The sequence below is a fragment of the Bacillus cereus group sp. MYBKT14-1 genome (genome assembly GCF_051915185.1).
GTDB classification, from domain to species: Bacteria; Bacillota; Bacilli; order Bacillales; family Bacillaceae_G; genus Bacillus_A; species Bacillus_A cereus.
In genome coordinates, this window is sequence record NZ_JBQAEF010000017.1 from 36,419 (window position 1) to 54,973 (window position 18,555).

Genomic DNA, 18,555 nt, shown 5'->3' on the forward strand with positions numbered 1-18,555 from the left:
GCAAACATTCTAGCTGACTCTATATTAAATGCAGAAAATTCACTTTATAATAAAGGTAGTGAAGTGGATCGATGGATTTGAAGTTAGGGGTGGCTAGGATGGTTGCAGAAAAGGAACGAGTGTTAATGGATTTAAAAGATGTATTTGAATATGCGTTTGACGAAATTTTTGTTACAGATGAGCAAGGAATCGTTGTGCGTGTAAATAGTACATGTGAAAGGCACTACCAACTAGCTGCAGAAGAGTTAGTTGGTAAGCATGTAAAAGAACTACAAAAGGATGGAATCTTTTATCCATCAGCGACATTAGAAGTGATTGAAAAAAAGAGGCCAATTGAACTCGTTCAAACGACAAAATCAGGAGAGTATTTACACGTTCGTACAAGGCCTGTTTTTGATGATGAGGGAAATTTAAGAAGAGTGATTAGTTATTCTCGCGACCTTACTGAACTCTATCAATTACGTCAAAAGGTAGAGGAAATGGATAATCAGCTAAAAACATATAAAAAAGAATTAAGAGAAACATATGAGCATGAAGGACTTATTTTTAAAAGTCTAGCTATGCAAAAAATAGTCGATACAGTCAAAAAAGTATCTGTAGTGGATAGTACTGTTCTCGTTTTAGGCGAGACTGGAGTAGGAAAAAGTCGATTAGTACGCCATTTACATGAAGTGAGTCACCGTAAGCATGAAAATTTCTATGAAATTAATTGTGCGGCATTGCCAACTAATTTAATTGAATCGGAGCTTTTTGGATATTCAGGTGGATCTTTTACAGGTGCGAATCGTGAAGGGAAAAAGGGACTATTAGAATCCGCGCATAAAGGAACTCTTTTTTTAGATGAAATCGGTGAAATGCCGCTTGAAATTCAAGCGAAGCTTTTGCAAGTATTGCAAGAAAAAACATTTCGTCCTATAGGCGGAAGAGAATTAAAAAAAGTGGATGTTCGAATTGTGGCGGCAACAAATAGAGATTTAAGCGAGATGGTGAAACAAGGAACATTTCGGAAAGATTTATACTATCGTTTGAATGTCATTCCAATTGCAATTCCCCCGCTTAGGGAAAGAACAGAAGATATTTTGCCGCTTATTTATCATTACTTGCAGCACTTTAATAAAAAGTACGGACGTGATGTGAAACTAGCGCCGAGTACGTTACAAATGTTTGTTGGATATCCGTGGGAAGGGAACAATAGAGAAATAGAGAATGTAATTGAGAGAATTGTTATTACTGTTGATGATGTTGTAACGGTAGAGGATTTGCCACTCTCTATGCAAGAGGCTGCAGTTGAACAATCGGGGCAAAGCCTTTATAAAATGCTGGAAGAGGTAGAGAGAAATATAATTCTTAAAGCGTATAAAACGTATGGATCAAGTTATAAAGTGGCTGAGTTTTTGCAAATTAGTCAATCTGCGGCTACTAGAAAAATTAAGAAGTTCATAGAGGAGGAAGAAAACATTGGATAAAAAGGCGACTTTCGTAAGTATAGATAAAAAGGCGATGTATATAAATGGTGAGTGGATTACACTACAAGAACAAATTGAAGTAAATAATCCTGCGACGAAGGAAATATTTGCAACTGTACCAAAAGGCGGAGTAACAGAGGCAAAGCAAGCTGTTGATGCTGCACATGAAGCTTTTAAAACGTGGTCTAAGTTAACGGCAGCAGATCGTGCAACGAAGTTAAAAAAGTGGTTCATGCTTATTGATAAAAATAAAGAAGAGATCGCAGCGATTATGACGAAGGAACAAGGGAAGCCGTTTGCAGAAGCGCTTGGTGAAGTAAATTATGCAAACAGTTTTGTTGAATGGTATGCAGAAGAGGGGAAACGCGTATATGGTGAAATGATTCCTGCTTCTCATCCGAATAAGCGCATTTTAGTTATGAAGCAACCAGTTGGCGTTATGGCAGCTATTACACCTTGGAACTTCCCAGCTGCTATGATTACGAGAAAGGTAGCCCCAGCGCTTGCAGCAGGCTGTACAGCCGTTGTGAAACCGGCGAGTCAAACGCCATTAACTGCATTGAAATTAGCTGAATTAGCCCATGAAGCAGATATTCCAAAGGGCGTAATCAATATCGTAACAGGTAGTGCAAAAGCAATTGCTGATACATGGATGGAAGATAGTCGCGTTCGAAAAGTGTCCTTTACAGGGTCAACGGAAATCGGGAAAGAGTTAATGGCTAGTGCGGCGCAAACGATGAAAAAAGTTTCGCTTGAGTTAGGGGGTCACGCTCCGTTTATCGTAATGAATGATGCAGATTTAGATAAAGCAGTAGAAGCGGTGATTGGTTCGAAATTCCGTAACGCAGGACAAACGTGTATATGTACAAACCGAGTATTCGTTCAAGAAGAAGTATACGAAGTATTTGTAGAGAAGTTCGAAAAGGCAGTAGGGCAGTTGAAAGTAGGAGACGGTTTCGGTGACGGAACGACTGTCGGGCCACTTATTGATGAGAATGCAGTTTCAAAAGTACAAGAACATATTGAAGATGCTATTCAAAAAGGTGGAACAGTTTTATATGGTGGTCAAAAGGTCGCGGAGTTAGAGGGACATTTCATTCAACCGACTGTAATTGGGTTGGCAAATGATACGATGCTTTGTATGAATGAAGAAACATTTGGGCCAGTGGCACCAGTTGCGAAATTTAAAACAGTTGATGAAGTAATCGAACGTGCAAACAATACACCATACGGTTTAGCTGCGTATATTTTCACGAAAGACATTAGCCAAGCATTCCAAATTAGTGAAGCGTTAGAGTACGGTATTATCGGTCTAAACGATGGTCTTCCATCAGTTGCACAAGCACCATTTGGTGGATTTAAAGAAAGTGGTATCGGTCGTGAAGGAGGCCATTTCGGCATCGAGGAATATTTAGAAATTAAATATATTTCATTGGGACTATAAGTAGTATACTAGAATCTCTATAAGGTAACAGAGAAGGAGATTCTAGTATGGTATATTGGCTATTATTACTTGTTACAATTATTTTTGAAGTAGCTGGAACAATTGCGATGAAACTATCAAATGGTTTAACAAAGCTCGTTCCAAGTGTACTGATTTTCGTGTTTTATGGGATTTGTTTCAGCGTGTTTGCCATCGTTGTGAAAAAGATTCATTTAAGTATTGCTTATGCTATTTGGTCTGGCGTTGGAACATTACTTATTACAATCATTAGTGTGTACTTTTTTAAAGAGCATATTAGTTTATTTCAAGCATTTTGTATTCTTTTTATTGTTTTGGGTGTCATTGGGCTTAAGGTTTCATCGGCATCATGAAAGCTATCTTTTGTAGAAGATAGCTTTTTTCTATTTGTGCAGTTAGCAATTAATACGACAAAATATGACAAGAAAGAGTAAAGCGTTTTGTTATGATACATATAAAATATTGTCTTATGTGGAGGAAAGAGTATGTTAAAAAAGGTAAGTCAAATTGTTTTAATTTTTGGCATAACTTTTAGTTTAAGTGCTTGCACTGAGACTAAAGATAGTAATGAAAGTAAACAAGAAGATGTTCAAGATAAAGTGTATAAAATAGGGGAGACAGTAGACGTAGATGGTTTGCAAGTAACTATCGATTCAGTTAAATTAGGATATCCGGATTATGATGAGAATAAAAAGAAAGAGGAGATTTTGGGGATTATTTTCAAAGTGGAAAATAATAGTAAAAAGGAAATACCTTTTGCATTTTATGAATTTGAGATTACCGATAAGAAAGGTACAAGATTTAAAGAATATAATAACCCTGATAGCTTTATTAGTAAAAAGTTAGCACCAGATGAAAAAATTCAAGATATCATGCTATTTGACGTAGCGAAAGAAAATACGTATATCGCTACGTATAGACCGGAGTTTACGCATGAAAATAGAACGATAAAATTTGAATTGAAACCAAATAAATAAAGAAACACATTGGATTATCCAATGTGTTTCTTTATGGTAATAAATTTAAAACGCCCAGTTACCTTTACGGAAGATAGGCTCATGTCTGCCATCAGCAGTAATACCGTCAATATCAAGCTCAGCTGATCCAATCATGAAGTCGTTGTGTGTAATACTAGCGTTTGCGCCGTTTTCAGCAAGTTCTTCTTTAGACATTGTTTTTCCGCCAACTAAGTTAAATGCATAAGCATTTCCGATTGCAAGGTGGCAAGATGCATTTTCGTCAAATAGTGTATTGTAGAATAAAACATTTGTGTTTGAAATTGGTGAGTCATGAGGTACTAAAGCTACTTCTCCTAAGAAGTGAGAACCTTCATCTGTTTCTACTAAATGTTTTAAAGCTTCTTCACCAGCTTCAGCTTTATAGTCTACGATACGCCCGTTTTCAAATGTTAACGTGAAATTCTCGATAATATTACCTGCAAATACTAACGGTTTTGTACTAGAAACTTGGCCGTTTACACCTGTTTTAAGTGGCATTGTAAATACTTCTTCAGTTGGAATATTAGCCATAAATGGTACGTTCTTTTCATTTAAGCTACCAGCACCAGCCCATACATGTTTTTCTGGAAGTTCGATTGTTAAATCTGTTCCAGGACCTGTATAGTGAAGAGCTTTATAATGCTTTTCGTTTAAGTAATCCACTTTTGTATGTAATGTTTCATCATGTTCTTTCCATGCTTCTACAGGATTTTCTAAATCAGCACGAGTAGCTTTGAAAATAGCATCCCATAACTTTGCTTCTTGTTCTTCTGGCGCTACGTCAGGGAATACTTTCGCAGCCCATTCTTTCGTAGGAACAGAAATGACACACCAACTTACTTTATCTGCTTGTACGTAATCACGGTATACTTTCATTGCTTCTCCAGCTACTTTATGAGCTGTTGCAATACGCGATGCTTCTACACCTTTTAATAAATCAGGGTTTTCTGCATAGATAGACATAAATGCAGCGCCTTCTTTTGCTAATTCTTCACGAGCATGTGCTTTCCAAGATGGAAATTCAGCGAAAGCTTCTTCAGGAGCTAGATCGAACTTTAAGCGTGTTAACGTCTCATCATTCCAATCTACATATACGTGTTTTGCACCAGATTTATATGCTTTTTCTGTAACGAGGCGTACAAATTGTACAGCTTCAAGAGGTGCACTAATTGATAAAGTTTGTCCAGGTTGAATATTAACACCAACATTAACTGCAAGAGCAGCATATTTCTCTAACGTTTGTTCAAATGACATATGTATAATCTCCTTTAATTTGAAAGATTTCTTACTATATATAATACAAGAAAATTCTAAAAATATATATAAATATAAAGTAAAAAGAGAGCTCAAAATGTATTGAGCCCTTATATTTACTTAATTGAAGAAGCAAACTGCTCTACAGTCGTTGTATGGTGTATACGAACGCGCTTCATCTTTAACAATTCATCAGGTTCACCCTTCGTAATGAATTGCCCAGGCTTTGTCGTCGTCGCAAATTGATAATACTTCTTCGTTTCTGTAACAACCTTATCATCTACATGACCGAATGGATAAGCAATCGCGATAACAGGCTTACCTGTTATTTTTTCTAGTTTTTCTTTTGAACCTTTTAACTCTTCCTCATAGTTTGTAATTTTCGGTAAGTCTGCATGTGTTGCAGTATGAGATTGCACCGAGAAAATGCCGGAATCAACCATTTCTTTTATTTCAGAAGTAGACAATGCTCCTTCTACATCAACGTTATCAACAATCATATATTCTGTTGCTGCCGGTTTAAAAGTATCATCTTTTAGCTTTTGTAAAACGCGAAATGCATTCATATTATTTTTCATACCGTCATCAAATGTAACGAAAATCGGCTTATTTACTTTATTTATATCGCCCCAGCGTTCAAACGTTAAAAGCGTATAACCATTGTCCTTTAAATGTTTCATTTGTGCTTCAAAGTTAGCTGGTGATACGAATAAGTCTTTAATACCTTGACCATGATAATCATCGATTGCGTGATACATAAGAACAGGAATCTTTTGTTCGAAAGTAATAGTAGATTTCGTAAGCGGGATTGTTTTCCCATCTTCTTTCATTCCTGTTGCTTCAATTTGGAACTCACCGCGTTTTCCTTCAAATTCTTTTATGTCAAAAGGAATTGTAAATTGTTTCTCCTTTTCTTTAGAAGAAAAAGATTTAGCACGTTCCTTTCCATCAGCTGTGCGCCAAATTTTATATTGTACTTCATTTAAAGAATCTTTTAAGTCTGTAATATGAATACTTGTGTTTGTAGATTCGTGTGTGATGGGAGTATAAGAAATTTTACCTTGTTCTTGTAGAGCCTCTTTTTGTATAGCTACTTCTTGAACCTTTTTCTCTTTTTTAGGTTCTTGGCTTACATTGCTAGTATTGCAGCCTGCTAGAATGGCAGACGTACATAAAGCAATTGCTGCGTATTTTCTCATAAAAATCACCTTCTATTGTGTAGTATGTTGCATATTGACATTAAAATCCCCACCGCTATAAGAGTGGTGGGGATATACCCTTGTTCATCATATCATTTGAAGAAAATGAGGGGAATATGATTTTTAGGAGGCTATTAAGGTAATAGATTAGTGACTTTGAATAGATGTGTTTTTTTGTTTCTTATTAGAATTAATAATAATATAACCGACTACAAAGATAAGAGGAATAATGAAGACATAGATAGGCATTCCCCATACATAATAGCTTTTCAGCGTTAAGACTAGTAAATGTAAGAAATCGAAAATTGCGTGGGCTTTCATAATATCCTCCAATGGTTTTTTGAAAATTATAACATTTTTAACTTGTTATTTGTATAATTTGGAAAGTGATTTAAGCTAATTTTAAAGTAAGAAGAATACATATTAATATGCAATTTTGCATAAGGGTATGCATTTTATTAAAATATAAAGATTTTATACTATAATGAAAACCGCTATAAAACTAAGTAAGAATAATGTATGGAGTGGAGAATAGAAATGAAATATAAAAAAATAATATATATCTTTTTCATATCGCTATTTATAGTTGGTTGTCAAAGTGAAGTGAGTAAAGCGAATAGCGTGGAAGAGTATATTCCATCGCATCTTATGAATGCGGAAGTGACGGCGGATATTATGACACTAGAATTTCCTTATGAGATAAAAGAGAAATTAGAGAAAATCGGAAATAAAATGAGCAATAGTATTACAAATAATTTAGATTGGTATTTGAAGTATGCCGAAGAAGAAATTATACCGAAAAAAACGTTTCCTTATCATCAAAACTTAGGTATTACAAAAGAAGAATATGATTTTATGATAGATAAAATGGATAATGCAGAATATATAAATACCAAAGACGGAAAACTCTTTTTTAAAAAGAAAGATCATGAAATTCAAATTCTCTCTGATGAAAATTTGAAGCTAATTAAAAATATTCGAATTGATACAGAGAAGAATACAATTAAAACTCCTTTGGGAGAATGCGAATATGAAGGTGAAATAAAGGCGTCGGATGAACAAAAAGCTACTGGTCCATGGAGTGGGAAGATGTGGACTTTAAAAAGCGATGGATTACTTTATCATTTTTCATTAGGAAAGTTAAAAAATATAAACAAATCTATCATTTACATTTCAATAAAAGGTATATATAAAGATAGGATTATCAATACAGAAGAAGCAGTTGAATTTCACTCGGTTTCATAAAGAATCAAAAAAAACACCTTACTTGTTAAAGTAAGGTGTTTTTTTATTAAATAAACAATCCAGCGATTGTCGCAGATAAAATAGAAGCAAGTGTTGATGCAAATAGCATTTTCCAACCAAATTTAGAAACAACGCTTCCTTGCTTTTCAGAAAGGGCACGGATTGTACCAACGATTGCACCAATTTGGCTAATACTTGCGAAGCTAATTAAGAATACTGTAACGATTCCAACTGTACGTGGAGCTAATGTTGTAGCTGTGTCTTTTAAATCAAGGATTGCTACAAACTCATTTAAAACAATCTTCGTACCCATAATACCACCAGCTGGGATAATATCTTGAGTTGGAATACCCATTAAGAATGCGAATGGAGAAAGTACGTAACCGAAGATTTGTTGTAAAGTAACAGCATGTCCCATTGCGCCTGAAGCTGCACTAATTACGTAGTTTACAACTTCCATCACACCGATAAAGGCGATCATTAATGCGGCAACGATACCAGCTACTTTTAAACCATCAAGCGCACCGTTAATCATTGCGCCGATAAAGCTGTCTCCGAATAGAGTTCTATCAAATTTCTGAATCACTTCATCTTCTTTCTTCGTATCAACTGGTGTTAATAACGAACAAACGATTAAGCTTGAGAATAAGTTTAGCGGAAGAGCTGCCAGTACGTATTTTGCATCTAACATCATTACGTATGATGCTGTAACAGAAGCAGAAACGGAGCTCATCGCAGAACAACAAATGATAAACATACGGTTTTTATTGAAATGCTGTAAATCGTTTTTAATAACGATTAACGCTTCACTTGAACCGAAGAATACAGAGTTTACTGCGTGGAATGACTCAACACGTGGTAAACCAGTAATTTTTGAAATAGCACCGCCGACAACGCGAACGATGAATGGTAAAACACCTAAATAACTAAAGATTGAAAGTAGTGCTGAGAAAAATACGATAATTAATAATACGTTTAAGAAAAAGACAAAATCTCTGTGAATTCCATTAAAGAGAAAATCGACACCTGTCGTACCAAGTTTAATTAGTTTGTTGAAAACTTTACTAATGAAAATAATGATTTGTTGACCAATCTTTGTAGCAAACATAAACCAACCGATTAAAATTTGGAAACCAATCATAATTGCAATTGCACGGAAGTTGATTTTACTTTTGTTGTTTGACAAAGCAAAACATAAACCTAACACGGCAATAATACCGATAATGCTCATTACATATTGCATGTAGTTGCCCCTTTCAGAAGTTCGTATAAAGTTTGTACATAAAACGCTCGTTATATTACTAAAAATAAAGGAATGAGGTTTTATGTCATACGTAAGATGTCTGACCTTTTAGAAAAATAAAAATAAAAAAAGACCCATATGGATTCACTTTCATCTATGAGAGAAAGCTAATCAATATGAGTCCTTTTTTGCGCATAGGCTAATATTCATTAGTTTTCCCCATAGTCCAGCAATTTAAGGTTGCCGGGTAGAAACTCTCGATCCATATTATCAAGTATATATGAGGTAACATCGTCCGTATTAAATTAGTAGTAGCGTAACATTAACAGAGAAGTATCGTCAATAGCTTTTTTTCTTCCAATAGAAAAAGACCATATAAGTATGATAAAATGTAACGCAGTGTTATGAAAAAGAGAGGTCGGAAAATGAGTACTAAAATGACGCCACCAGTTGAGAAAAACGAGTTTATAGATGTAGTATTTGAAGATTTAACACATGATGGTGCCGGTGTTGCGAAAGTAAAGGGCTATCCTATTTTCGTTAAAAACGGATTACCAGGTGAAGAAGCGCAAATTAAAATTATTAAAGTGAAGAAAAACTTCGCATTTGGTCGTTTAATGAAGCTTCATACAGAAAGCCCATATCGTAAAGATGCTGAATGCCCAGTATATAATCAGTGCGGCGGTTGTCAGCTTCAGCACTTAACTTATGAAGGACAATTACAAGCGAAAGAAAAACAAGTACGTGACGTTATGCAGCGTATCGGAGGACTAGCTGATGTTCCTGTTCATCCTGTACTTGGCATGAAGAATCCGTGGGTATACCGTAATAAAGCACAAGTACCAATCGGAGAACGTGAAGGCGGACTTGTAGCTGGTTTTTATCGCCAAGGAACGCATGACATCATTAATATGGAATCATGCTTAATTCAGGCAGAAGAAAACGATACATTAATCCAAGAAGTAAAACGTATTTGTGAAAAGCACGGTATCACTGCGTACAACGAAGAGCGTAACAAAGGAACACTTCGTCACGTAATGGCTCGTTACGGACAAGTAACAGGGGAAATTATGCTTGTCTTCATTACGCGTACAGCAGAATTGCCGAACAAAAAAGCAATTATTGAAGAAATTGCAGCGAAATTCCCAGAAGTAAAATCAATTGTTCAAAACGTAAATACAAAGCGTACGAATGTAATTTTCGGAGACAAAACGACAGTATTATACGGATCAGAATATATTTATGACTTTATCGGTGACATTAAATTTGCGATTTCAGCACGTTCATTCTATCAAGTAAATCCAGAACAAACGAAAGTGCTATACGATAAAACGTTAGAATACGCAAAATTAAATGGTAACGAAACAGTAATCGATGCCTATTGCGGAATCGGATCAATCTCGTTATTCCTAGCGCAAAAAGCGAAAAAAGTGTACGGCGTTGAAATCGTCCCAGAAGCAATCGAAGACGCAAACCGAAACGCAGCACTAAACAACATGACAAACGCTGAATTTGGCGTAGGAGAAGCAGAAGTAGTCATTCCAAAATGGTACAAAGAAGGCGTAATTGCTGACACAATGGTCGTAGACCCACCGCGTAAAGGCTGTGACGAAGCATTACTAAACACAATCATCGACATGAAGCCAAACCGCGTCGTATACGTATCGTGTAACCCAGCAACATTAGCACGTGATTTAAAAGTACTAGAAGAAGGCGGATATAAAACGCAGGAAGTACAACCTGTTGATATGTTCCCGCATACGACGCATGTGGAGTGTGTGGCTTGGCTTAAGTTAGTATAATAGGAAAGCAGTTGATATAGGGGAAATCTATACCATCTGCTTTTTGGTTTACAAAAATACCATTCATAAGCGATTTTAGTTAAAATAAATATTGCTGATTTTCACAAATTATAAATTGAGATTTTGAAATTGTATTCATAGTGAGAGGATTTGAATTTGAAATGATAGATAATTTTTGGCGTGAATTACCACGACCATTTTTCGTACTTGCACCAATGGAAGATGTGACAGACGTTGTTTTCCGTCACGTAGTAAGTGAAGCAGGTCGTCCGGACGTATTCTTCACAGAGTTTACAAACTCGGATAGCTATTGCCATCCAGAAGGTATGAAAAGTGTACGTGGCCGTTTAATTTTTACAGAAGATGAACAACCGATGGTAGCACATATTTGGGGAGATAATCCTGAATACTTCCGTCAAATGAGTATCGGTATGGCAGAACTAGGATTTAAAGGCATCGATATTAATATGGGTTGCCCAGTACCGAATGTAGCATCAAGAGGAAAAGGCAGTGGTCTTATTCTACGTCCAGACGTTGCAGCAGAACTTATCCAAGCAGCAAAAGCGGGCGGACTACCTGTCAGCGTAAAAACAAGACTTGGCTTTAAAGAGTTAAGCGAGTGGGAAGATTGGTTAACGCACATTTTCAAACAAGATATTGCAAACCTTTCTATTCATTTACGCACAAGAGAGGAAATGAGCCAAGTAGATGCGCATTGGGAACTAATTCCGGAAATTAAAAAATTACGTGACCGTATCGCACCAAATACGTTAATAACAATCAATGGAGACATCCTTGATCGTAAAATGGGGCTGGAACTTGCTGAAAAATACGGCATTGATGGCGTAATGATCGGACGAGGCATCTTCAAAAATCCATTTGCTTTTGAAAAAGAGCCAAGAGAGCATAGCAGTAAAGAGCACCTAGATCTTTTAAGACTACAACTTGATCTTCAAGATCAATATGCAGAAGTACTGCCACGCTCAATCACAGGGCTTCACCGCTTCTTCAAAATTTATGTAAAAGGCTTCCCTGGAGCTGCTGAATTGAGAAATCAATTGATGAGTACGAAATCGACTGATGAGGTGCGTGCTTTGTTGGATAAGTTTGAGGATAGTGTTGGTGTGGCTCAGGATAGTGAGACGGTTTAACTTTTAAGCAGTTAAATCATTTCATATGTAGTGCATGACATGAGTGAGTTGAAAATAAGTGCAGAGCTGGAAAAGAACAGTGTATTTGAGAAATCAAAACACTGTTTTTTTCTTTTAGTTAATGTTAAGAGAGAAATCTTTTTATAGGCATATAAAAAACATGTAAGAGCGCTGTAGATACAATGATAGAGAAAAGTTCGGGTAAGACTATAAAACATATCTTTAAAATGTTAAAGTATTAATTTAGCGGACAATAACTAAAAGGTTAGATTAAACATGATAATTTAAAGTAGGTTATAGCATAAACTTTAACCGCTGAATAAATAATCAACATTTCAGGAGGAAACCCAATGGCAATGAGCAACAACGATATATTAAAAAGAGTAAGATACGCTTTAGATATAAAAGACATAGATATGGTAGAAATCTTTAAACTTGGCGGGATGGAAGTAACGAAAGAAGACGTAGTTGATATGCTTACAAAAATAAAGAGAGAGCCTCAGCACGAGCCTGAAAACCCTGATGTAATCGAAGATGAGTACGTATTAACATGCGATATGATGATGTTAGAGGCATTTTTAAATGGATTTATTACTTTAAAAAGAGGAAAGCAAGATCCGAAACCAGGGCAGCCTGCACCTGTACAAAGCAAAGAGAGTGCCAATAACCTTCTTCTAAAGAAAATGAAAATCGCACTTTCATTAACGAGTGAAGATGTACTTGATATATTAGATAGCGTAGGCGTTACGGTAACAAAAGGAGAGTTAGGCGCTCTATTAAGAAAGAAAGGCCATAAAAATTACAAAGAGTGTGGCGATAGATACGCAAGGAATTTCATTAAGGGATTAGGTGTAAAGTATAGAGGATAATGAGTTCGTTAAAGCAGTAAATGATATAATAGGTAGAGTAGGACGTTCGTATCCTACTCTTTTTTATTTGTAAAAATACTATGCTAGGTGATGAAATGGTACATACATATTTAGGTGAGACAATTAATTTTCATATAACTTATAAGAAGAAAAAGTCCGTGCGTCTTTTTGTGGATTCGTATGGAAATGTGGAAGTGCAGGCTCCGAAAGGAACACCTGTTGAATACTTAGTCCAGTTGCTAGAGGAGAAGTGGGGTTGGATTCAGACAACACGTAAGGAAATGGCGGAGCGAGCGCATGGACCACAGGAAAAGGATTATGATCAAGGAGAGGGCTTTTTGTATTTAGGGAATACGTATCCGATACAGATTTCCCAAGATGCAAGCATTGAGCAAGACAACGCAGTATTTGAAGGGGATAAGTTACATATTTATGTGAAAGAGCTTAAGGATGAGAAAATACAACAAGCTTTAAAACGATTTTATTATAAGCAGTGTAAAGCTTTAGTAGAGAAAAGCATTAAAGCGCATCAAAGTAATTTCAAAACAAAACCACGTTCTATTCGTATTAAAGATAGTAGTCGTACTTGGGGTACTTGCGATTCGAATTTACAACTAACATTCAATTGGAAGCTAGCAATGGCACCACAGCGAGTAATTGACTATGTAGTTGTTCATGAAATGTGTCATATGGTTCATTTAAATCATGATCGATCTTTTTGGCGTCTTGTCGGGAAGATAATGCCTGATTATAAGGAAATGGAGAACTGGTTAGCTTTATCTAGTTGGAAGATGACGGTTTAGGAAGGGATATCGATTTTTGTCTGTAAATCGATATTTCTTGTCGAATCGTTGATATATTGTGAGTTTTGATAGATATATTTTAAAAATCGTTGATATATTGTAAGTTATGATAGATATATTCGAAAAATCGTTGATATAATTTCATTTACCACAGGATTGTTCAACAAATCGAAAAGAGAAGAGGTCACAGCAGACATCTCCTCTTTTCGAGTATATAGATTATCGCCCAAACTTCACAATGAAAGTATCTGCTGTTTTCTCCATCTCATACCCAAGATACCCCTCCGAAAGCAAAGCCTGCTGTCCACTAGCATCACTCATTAGAATACTTTGAACATCTGTCCAATCGTTTTCCTTATCTCTGCGCAATTCCTTCACAAAAACATACCGCAGATTACCACCATACTTCTCCTTCAGCGCAGCAATCGCCATCCCTTGCGCAAACTTATCCTTCAAACTCGGGATGTTAAAAGGAGCAACGGTGCAGCATACGTAATCATATTTGCTGTCTTCTTTTTGCAATTCGTCCATGATGACGTTTGCTAATATTTTTTGCATACCATTTCCTCGGCAGTTCGGATGAACGTTTGAGATTTCTTGATAGATGACGCGGTGCAGTTCACTTTCTGATAGACCAATATCAAGCCCTAAATGTTCATCGTCGATAGGAGGGACGAGTAGAGCGCGAAATGCGATGAGTTCGTTTTCGATAAAAGCACCGATCATCATGCCGTTTCCTTCTAGAATGTATTGAAATTCTTCTTGTGAGAGTGGTTGTAAACGACTTTTATCTTCTAGTGCTTCAACTACGATGTTTTGTAGTGATAAAATTTGTTCGATGTGCTCTAGTGATAGTAATGTAACGTGAAATGATTCGTTATTTTGTTTTAATGTTCCTTCGTATAGAACCGTCATATGATAGTCCTCCTTTAGCGTACAACGTCTTGAAAGACGGTTAGTTCTTGTAGTGTATCTTCGTTTATTTCAATGCCGAGTCCAGGCTTTTCGTTTAAGCGAATGAATGGTACATCGTAATGTAAGTTTCCAATGTCTTTCGTGAATTTTAATGGTCCTGTTAGCTCTACGCTCGTAATAATTTTTTTTGAGAAAGCGACATGGAATCCTGCGGAAGAGGCAACAGATGATTCGACCATTGATCCCACTTGGCATTCAATGCCTGCCATTTCTGCTTGATGAGCGAGCTTTACAGCTGGATATATGCCGCCGCATTTCATTAGTTTTATATTTACTTTATCAGCAGCTTCTAATTTAATAATTTGGCGCATTTCACGAGAACTTTTTAAGCCTTCATCAATCATAAGCGGGAGGTCTGTCTTAGAACGGATATGAGCCATGGCATCAATATCGTCCGCGATAACAGGTTGTTCAATCCAGTCAATGTTTAAATGTCCTAATGAACGTAGTGCTGTTAATGTGTTTGCGCTATTTTTCCAGCCTTGGTTTACATCAACGCGAATAGCGATGTCATTTCCTACACGTTCTCGTACAGCTTCAATACGTTTCACATCTTCTTTTACATTTGTACCAACTTTCATTTTGAAAGATTGGTAACCTTTTTGAATCATAGAAGCAGCTTCTTCAGCCATGTTTTCTGGATCGGCAATACTTAAAACATGAGTGACAGGGAATTCTTCATGGTAGCGCCCGCCAATTAATTGATATACAGGTTGATTTAGTTTTTTGCCCATTATATCAAAACAAGCAATATCAATTGCGGCTTTCGCTGTTGGAACACCGTAAATTGTATTGTCCATCATGTCGTGTATTTTTTCGATATTCATTGGATTTTGCCCGATTAGAGCAGGGGTTAGCGTATGTTTTAAAGTATAGAAAGTACTTTCCCATGATTCACCTGTGACGTGATCATCAGCAACGCCTTCACCGTAACCAATAATACCTTCATCTGTTTCCATTTTGACGATAATAGAGGGCATATCAGAATAAGAGCCATAACTAATAACAAACGGATTGCGAAGCGGTAAACGAATTGCGTAAAGATGAATAGCTGTAATTTTCATTGAATAGAGACCCCTTCCTGTTTACAATAGTTTTATACATTTGATATAGTTGACGTTAAATAGTCGTTAATTAATGATAAGGAGTTAGAGAAAATGATGATAAAAATTGCAGTTGTCGGTTCAAAGGAGTTTATGGAGAACCTTTTTCCTATTGCTCAAAAATTAGAAGGAATAGAAATTGATCCATATATTTACCTTCATCCGGCGGAATCTTCTGAACTATTAAAGTGTTTAAAGCCTTGTGATGTCATCTTTTTCTCAGGTGCTTTACCTTATTATATGGCAAAAGAAATAAGAGAACAATTACAAATTCCAAGTACATACTTACAGCAAGACGAGACAACTGTCGCATCTTCAATTCTTTCTATCATGTATCATCAAAGTATTCAACCACATAACATTTCCATCGATTTAGTAGACCGCTCGTTTATTACAAATGTGTTCCATGATATCGGTATAAAAGAAAGTCCGCAAGTGTTGGATTATGACAATATGCTGTGGAGTAAGGATGAGATAAATAGAGTTATCGATTTTCATGTAGCTAAATATCAATCTGGAGAGGCTCATTTAGCTTTAACTAGTATTCACGCTGTTTACGACGAGCTTCAAAAAATAGGTGTTCCTTCAGAGCGTATGATTGATCCAACACAATCCGTTATACATGGGCTAAAAGATGCAAAAATAAAAGCTGAGTTAGCAAAAAGCTATTCAGCTACTGTTGGTGCTTGTATTATTTCTTCCTTAGAATTACGAACGAGTTTGCTTGAAAAACTAGATGTCATTTCAAAAGAGCTACGTGGTTCATTTAAACAAGTGGATGAAATGACATGCATTTTGTATACAACTCGTGGTGATATCGAATCAATTATTAAAACAAATGCGATAGATAACTTGTTTGCGAGCGTAGAAGGAACGATAGCTATTGGATTTGGTTATGGGAAAACCGTGAAAGAAGCGGAGCAAAATGCAAAAATTGCTCAAAGTTTTGCAAAGAACAATCCAATAGATCGTTGTTTTTATATACTAACAAGTGATAAAGATTTGTTTGGTCCGTTCCCGAAAGAACAGAGAGTACAAAGTTTGAAAAATGATAATCCGGAACTAATGAAAATAGCGAAGGAAACGAAGCTTAGTCCGGCCAACTTGTCAAAAATCATTCAATTTAGTCAATCGCACCCGTCATTGAAGTTTACAGCAGCTGACCTTTCTGAGTATTTACAAGTGACTCGAAGATCGACAGAAAGGTTGTTAAAGAAATTAGTTGATTACGGGTATGCTCATATTTGCGGCGAGGAAATGCCCTATCAACAAGGGCGACCTCGCGCACTATATGAACTGAATTTACCGCTATTTTTAAGCTTCTAGTTGAGCTTTTTGTTTCTTTAGTAGTTCTGCTTTTTCAATGTCTGATAGTTTTACAATTGTGAAGCCTGTTATACCATAAATGATTGAGATAATAGGTACGATGAAATTCAAAATAGCATAAGGAGCATATTCAAATGCACCTACGCCAAGTGTTGCGAGAATAAATACACCGCACGTATTCCAAGGAACGAAGACAGAAGTTAATGTTCCACCATCTTCTAATGCTCTGGATAAGTTTTTTGAATGTAGTCCTTTTTCCGTGTATGCATTTGCGTACATTCTTGAAGGGACAACAATTGAAATATATTGTTCAGAGCAAGTAAGGTTTGTTGCAAAACAAGATGCGATAGTAGAAGCGATAAGCCCTTTTGCTGATTTCGCTAACTTTAAAATTTGATTTACAATTGAGCGAAGAATACCTGTATGTTCTAATACTCCTCCGAAAGTCATAGCGACAATTGTCATAGAGACTGTATTCATCATCGAATCTAAGCCACCGCGGTTAAATAGTTCGTCTACTAGCTTGTTTCCAGTGTCTATAACAAATCCAGCTTGGAGTGCACCGACAGATGCTGAGACAGAACCACCTTGAATAAAGACTTGTGATAAGAATCCTAAAATAATACCGACGAGAATCGCTGGTATAGCAGGGACTTTTTTAGCGACCAATACCATAACGACTACGGGTATAATGAGTAGAAAAGGCGAGATAACAAAGTTTTGTTGCAATACTTGTAACGTTTGATCGATACTCTTCGCATCAATATTGTTAGCGCCGAAGCTTCTTCCTAAGACCGCGTAGACGATAAGAGTAATAATTAAACCTGGAACTGTAGTAAATAACATATGACGAATGTGTGCGAATAAATCTGTATTTGTTAATCCTGCGGCTAAGTTAGTTGTATCTGAAAGCGGTGACATTTTATCGCCAAAATAAGAGCCTGAAATAATGGCACCAGCAACCATTGGGGCTGGAATTCCCATACTTAGGCCAATTCCCATTCCAGCAACACCAATTGTTCCCATTGTAGACCAAGAGCTACCAATTGCTAATGCAACGATAGAACAAATGACGGTAATGGAAACTAAAAATAGTGATGGAGTTAAAAGTTTTAAACCGTAATAAATCATCGTTGCGACGATTCCACCGCCAATCCAAGCACCAATTGTTAAGCCAACAAGAATAATAATGACGATAGCAGGTAATGCAAGACGAATCCCTTTATACATTGCTTCTTCAAGATCATTCCATTTGTAACCATAACGCCAAGCGACAATAGAAGCAACGGTTGTACCGATAATAAGTGGAACGTGAGGGCTTTGTTTTAATACAACAATTGTAACCATCATAACTGCAACGGTAATGATAATAGGGATAATCGCTATTCCAAAAGGTATTTCTTTTTTCATAAAGTTCCTCCTTGTTAAGTATGTTTGTTTGTATTTTTAGAATTGTCGTAAAATAGACGTTTATTAGGTTATGATAACTAAAAGTTTATGTAAGCGTCAACATAAAAAACAGAAAATAAGGAATGTTCTAGTTGTTTGTTTAGTTTGTAATATAAGTGCAGAGTAAGCTTTTTAAGTATTTAAAAATAAATAATTGACTTTTTTCTTAAAATTCAATATGTTCATAAAAACATCTGTTTTTCATAAGTA

The 18,555-nt window shown here is 36.2% G+C and carries 17 protein-coding genes and 1 riboswitch; of the genes, 10 read left to right on the forward strand and 7 right to left on the reverse strand.

Translation table 11 applies throughout. The annotated features are described in order from the left end of the window. The first annotated feature begins 98 nt into the window (after positions 1-98). The 4 genes from ACTFO4_RS25715 (at position 99) to ACTFO4_RS25730 (ending at position 3,905) form a co-directional block, all read left to right on the forward strand. On the forward strand, positions 99-1,466 hold the full coding sequence (locus ACTFO4_RS25715) for a sigma-54 interaction domain-containing protein (protein WP_440014512.1): 1,368 nt from the start codon (positions 99-101) through the stop codon (positions 1,464-1,466). Further along, positions 1,459-2,910 (forward strand): NADP-dependent succinate-semialdehyde dehydrogenase, encoded by a 1,452-nt coding sequence (gene gabD, locus ACTFO4_RS25720; protein WP_000358126.1) that lies wholly within the window; start codon positions 1,459-1,461, stop codon positions 2,908-2,910. The genes ACTFO4_RS25715 and gabD overlap by 8 nt, the downstream gene beginning before the upstream one ends. A gap of 47 nt (positions 2,911-2,957) precedes the next feature. Continuing rightward, a complete protein-coding gene (locus ACTFO4_RS25725) occupies positions 2,958-3,281 on the forward strand; it encodes a DMT family transporter (protein ID WP_000263262.1) in 324 nt (107 codons plus the stop codon). Between the two features lie 132 nt (positions 3,282-3,413). After that, positions 3,414-3,905: a DUF4352 domain-containing protein gene (locus ACTFO4_RS25730; RefSeq protein WP_063535532.1), complete on the forward strand. Its 492-nt coding sequence runs from the start codon at positions 3,414-3,416 to the stop codon at positions 3,903-3,905. 45 nt (positions 3,906-3,950) lie between these two features. On the opposite strand, the gene ACTFO4_RS25735 is transcribed toward ACTFO4_RS25730, so the two are convergent. From ACTFO4_RS25735 to ACTFO4_RS25745, 3 genes are all read right to left on the reverse strand, one after another. Then, positions 3,951-5,180, reverse strand: coding sequence for an aminopeptidase (locus tag ACTFO4_RS25735; protein ID WP_017674254.1), 1,230 nt, complete (start codon positions 5,178-5,180; stop codon positions 3,951-3,953). Positions 5,181-5,296: 116 nt separating this feature from the next. Then, positions 5,297-6,379, reverse strand: a complete 1,083-nt coding sequence (locus tag ACTFO4_RS25740) for a polysaccharide deacetylase family protein (RefSeq protein ID WP_242259674.1) — start codon at positions 6,377-6,379, stop codon at positions 5,297-5,299. A 147-nt stretch (positions 6,380-6,526) separates the two neighbouring features. After that, the gene (locus tag ACTFO4_RS25745) at positions 6,527-6,700 is read right to left on the reverse strand and encodes a hypothetical protein (protein ID WP_000643592.1); all 174 of its coding nucleotides are present in this window, start codon (positions 6,698-6,700) and stop codon (positions 6,527-6,529) included. Between the two features lie 216 nt (positions 6,701-6,916). Here ACTFO4_RS25745 and ACTFO4_RS25750 point away from each other — a divergent pair, with 216 nt between their 5' ends. Continuing rightward, entirely contained in the window at positions 6,917-7,624 is a 708-nt protein-coding gene (locus ACTFO4_RS25750; protein WP_078404135.1) for a hypothetical protein, read from the forward strand. 46 nt (positions 7,625-7,670) lie between these two features. On the opposite strand, the gene ACTFO4_RS25755 is transcribed toward ACTFO4_RS25750, so the two are convergent. After that, positions 7,671-8,867 carry a NupC/NupG family nucleoside CNT transporter gene (locus ACTFO4_RS25755; RefSeq protein WP_001200484.1) on the reverse strand — a complete coding sequence of 399 codons (1,197 nt, stop codon included), beginning with the start codon at positions 8,865-8,867 and terminating at the stop codon, positions 7,671-7,673. 202 nt (positions 8,868-9,069) lie between these two features. Then, a riboswitch (purine riboswitch) is annotated at positions 9,070-9,171 on the reverse strand. 121 nt (positions 9,172-9,292) lie between these two features. Between ACTFO4_RS25755 and rlmD the strand changes: the two genes are divergently transcribed. From rlmD to ACTFO4_RS25775, 4 genes are all read left to right on the forward strand, one after another. After that, a complete protein-coding gene (rlmD, locus tag ACTFO4_RS25760; RefSeq protein WP_000105019.1) occupies positions 9,293-10,669 on the forward strand; it encodes a 23S rRNA (uracil(1939)-C(5))-methyltransferase RlmD in 1,377 nt (458 codons plus the stop codon). A gap of 161 nt (positions 10,670-10,830) precedes the next feature. Further along, positions 10,831-11,820: a tRNA dihydrouridine synthase gene (locus tag ACTFO4_RS25765; protein WP_000566708.1), complete on the forward strand. Its 990-nt coding sequence runs from the start codon at positions 10,831-10,833 to the stop codon at positions 11,818-11,820. Positions 11,821-12,170: 350 nt separating this feature from the next. Further along, positions 12,171-12,689, forward strand: a complete 519-nt coding sequence (locus tag ACTFO4_RS25770) for a DUF1456 family protein (RefSeq protein WP_001251713.1) — start codon at positions 12,171-12,173, stop codon at positions 12,687-12,689. A 95-nt stretch (positions 12,690-12,784) separates the two neighbouring features. Continuing rightward, complete coding sequence (locus ACTFO4_RS25775; RefSeq protein WP_440014513.1) at positions 12,785-13,492, forward strand: M48 family metallopeptidase; 708 nt, start codon at positions 12,785-12,787, stop codon at positions 13,490-13,492. Between the two features lie 219 nt (positions 13,493-13,711). Here the strand turns inward: ACTFO4_RS25775 and ACTFO4_RS25780 are convergent, their stop codons facing one another. Both ACTFO4_RS25780 and ACTFO4_RS25785 read right to left on the reverse strand, forming a co-directional pair. Further along, positions 13,712-14,407, reverse strand: a complete 696-nt coding sequence (locus ACTFO4_RS25780) for a hypothetical protein (protein WP_000217553.1) — start codon at positions 14,405-14,407, stop codon at positions 13,712-13,714. 14 nt (positions 14,408-14,421) lie between these two features. Continuing rightward, complete coding sequence (locus tag ACTFO4_RS25785) at positions 14,422-15,531, reverse strand: mandelate racemase/muconate lactonizing enzyme family protein (RefSeq protein WP_000704497.1); 1,110 nt, start codon at positions 15,529-15,531, stop codon at positions 14,422-14,424. A gap of 93 nt (positions 15,532-15,624) precedes the next feature. Here ACTFO4_RS25785 and ACTFO4_RS25790 point away from each other — a divergent pair, with 93 nt between their 5' ends. Further along, complete coding sequence (locus tag ACTFO4_RS25790; protein ID WP_410988185.1) at positions 15,625-16,896, forward strand: transcriptional regulator; 1,272 nt, start codon at positions 15,625-15,627, stop codon at positions 16,894-16,896. On the opposite strand, the gene nhaC is transcribed toward ACTFO4_RS25790, so the two are convergent. Continuing rightward, complete coding sequence (gene nhaC / locus ACTFO4_RS25795; protein ID WP_000711515.1) at positions 16,885-18,306, reverse strand: Na+/H+ antiporter NhaC; 1,422 nt, start codon at positions 18,304-18,306, stop codon at positions 16,885-16,887. The genes ACTFO4_RS25790 and nhaC overlap by 12 nt on opposite strands. Positions 18,307-18,555 lie beyond the last annotated feature (249 nt).

Coding starts and splice junctions, on each gene's coding strand:
- rlmD (WP_000105019.1), top strand. CDS start 9,293: ATGAGTACTAAAATGACGCCACCAGTTGAGAAAAACGAGTTTATAGAT.
- ACTFO4_RS25750 (WP_078404135.1), top strand. CDS start 6,917: ATGAAATATAAAAAAATAATATATATCTTTTTCATATCGCTATTTATA.
- ACTFO4_RS25730 (WP_063535532.1), top strand. CDS start 3,414: ATGTTAAAAAAGGTAAGTCAAATTGTTTTAATTTTTGGCATAACTTTT.
- ACTFO4_RS25725 (WP_000263262.1), top strand. CDS start 2,958: ATGGTATATTGGCTATTATTACTTGTTACAATTATTTTTGAAGTAGCT.
- ACTFO4_RS25790 (WP_410988185.1), top strand. CDS start 15,625: ATGATGATAAAAATTGCAGTTGTCGGTTCAAAGGAGTTTATGGAGAAC.
- ACTFO4_RS25715 (WP_440014512.1), top strand. CDS start 99: ATGGTTGCAGAAAAGGAACGAGTGTTAATGGATTTAAAAGATGTATTT.
- ACTFO4_RS25740 (WP_242259674.1), bottom strand. CDS start 6,379: ATGAGAAAATACGCAGCAATTGCTTTATGTACGTCTGCCATTCTAGCA.
- ACTFO4_RS25755 (WP_001200484.1), bottom strand. CDS start 8,867: ATGCAATATGTAATGAGCATTATCGGTATTATTGCCGTGTTAGGTTTA.
- ACTFO4_RS25765 (WP_000566708.1), top strand. CDS start 10,831: ATGATAGATAATTTTTGGCGTGAATTACCACGACCATTTTTCGTACTT.
- ACTFO4_RS25770 (WP_001251713.1), top strand. CDS start 12,171: ATGGCAATGAGCAACAACGATATATTAAAAAGAGTAAGATACGCTTTA.
- ACTFO4_RS25775 (WP_440014513.1), top strand. CDS start 12,785: ATGGTACATACATATTTAGGTGAGACAATTAATTTTCATATAACTTAT.
- ACTFO4_RS25780 (WP_000217553.1), bottom strand. CDS start 14,407: ATGACGGTTCTATACGAAGGAACATTAAAACAAAATAACGAATCATTT.
- ACTFO4_RS25745 (WP_000643592.1), bottom strand. CDS start 6,700: ATGAAAGCCCACGCAATTTTCGATTTCTTACATTTACTAGTCTTAACG.
- nhaC (WP_000711515.1), bottom strand. CDS start 18,306: ATGAAAAAAGAAATACCTTTTGGAATAGCGATTATCCCTATTATCATT.
- ACTFO4_RS25785 (WP_000704497.1), bottom strand. CDS start 15,531: ATGAAAATTACAGCTATTCATCTTTACGCAATTCGTTTACCGCTTCGC.
- ACTFO4_RS25735 (WP_017674254.1), bottom strand. CDS start 5,180: ATGTCATTTGAACAAACGTTAGAGAAATATGCTGCTCTTGCAGTTAAT.